The organism is Polaromonas sp. P1_E3 (assembly GCF_056405935.1).
On the sequence record NZ_JBFUBD010000586.1, the window covers coordinates 1 to 1340 of the forward strand.

The following is a 1340-nucleotide window of genomic DNA, read 5'->3' on the forward strand; positions in this document are numbered from 1 at the left end:
GCCGGGGGCCTGCTGGCCGGGCGCGAAGACCGAGGGATGTTTATGCTGCTGTGTGTGGTGGCAGGTGTGGGTTCCACCTGGCTGGCGACGATCTTGTGGAACATGGCCAGCCAGCGGCTCAGCGCCAGCCTGTGCGGGCAGCTCATTGTGAGCGAAACCATTTTTGCGCTGCTGTATTCGTTTGCCTGGGACGGCCATTGGCCCACACTGGTACAACTGTCTGCCTGCGTGCTGTTCACGCTGGGAATTCTGGCCTCCATCAGGGCCCATCGCTAGAGGCAACGAACATCATGAAATTTGAAATTCCTGAAAAGAAAAAGCTGGTTCATGAGATGCGCATTCCCATTCGCTGGGGTGACATGGACGCGATGGGCCATCTCAACAATGGCACTTACTTCCGTTATCTCGAAACCATCCGCATCGACTGGATGTATGGCATTGGCTGCAAACCCGATCCGTCGGGTGAGGGGCCGGTGATCGTGAACGCCTTTTGTAATTTCTACAAGCAGCTCGAATACCCAGGTGATGTGCTGATGAAGATGTACGTGAGYGACCCCGGCCGCACCACGTTTGAAAGCTGGGCCACGATGGAGCGCGTGGATATGCCGGGCGTGATCTGCGCCGCGGGCGGCGCCACCACGATCTGGGTGGACTTTCCGGCGCAGAAGGCCAAGACCCTGCCTGAGTGGATGCGCAGGCTGGTTGAATCCTGAACTTGAAAAGAAAAACCGCTGAAAGCTAATAAGGGTGTGCGCAAGCAGCTATTAATTAGATAGCAARTCACCATGGCGAGATTGCATCGCAAGACGGGTAATGGACCGGCACCGCAGGTCGCAACCGGGCTTTTAGCGCACTGTGCGAAAGCTGTCCGCGTGCTCTTTCAGCCAGCGCTGGGCAATAGCGCGGGTTTGCTGGCCGGGTTCGGCAACGGTTTCCTGGTCGGGATGGAAGTCGCGCCTGAAGTAAGCCAGCAGCGGACCTGTGCAGCGCCACACGACGCCATTTTTTCCCCAGAAAAATTTCAATGCACTCCACCAGGTTCCCGGTTTGAACAGGGAGCCGTCGTGCCAGAGGTTCAGCGCCGTCTGGCGTACCGAGTCCAATGAAAACAGCAGCAGCGCATACACATACCAGCGTACGCGCCATGCGTGGTTTCCGCCAAGCGCGTTATACAGGTCGTAGGCTACCGCGCGATGCTCGGTCTCTTCGGCTGCGTGCCAGCGCCAGAGGGTCTGCATCTTCGGGTCCGCCTTGCCCAGTGCATCGCCGTGGCGAAGCAGGTAGTCGGCCAGCACGGCCGTCAGGTGTTCGTAGGCTGCCGTGACCGCCAGGAGGTGGCG

The 1340-nt window shown here is 58.9% G+C and carries 3 protein-coding genes; 2 read left to right on the plus strand and 1 reads right to left on the minus strand.

Annotated elements, in window-relative coordinates; translation table 11 throughout:
• Positions 1-276, plus strand: a 276-nt coding sequence (locus AC1D0Z_RS21925; protein WP_477660261.1) for an EamA family transporter, incomplete at its 5' end; no start/stop codon positions are given.
• A gap of 14 nt (positions 277-290) precedes the next feature.
• A complete protein-coding gene (locus tag AC1D0Z_RS21930) occupies positions 291-713 on the plus strand; it encodes an acyl-CoA thioesterase (RefSeq protein WP_477660262.1) in 423 nt (140 codons plus the stop codon).
• Between the two features lie 132 nt (positions 714-845).
• Here the strand turns inward: AC1D0Z_RS21930 and AC1D0Z_RS21935 are convergent.
• The coding region (locus AC1D0Z_RS21935; protein WP_477660263.1) for a metal-dependent hydrolase at positions 846-1340 on the minus strand (495 nt) is incomplete at its 5' end.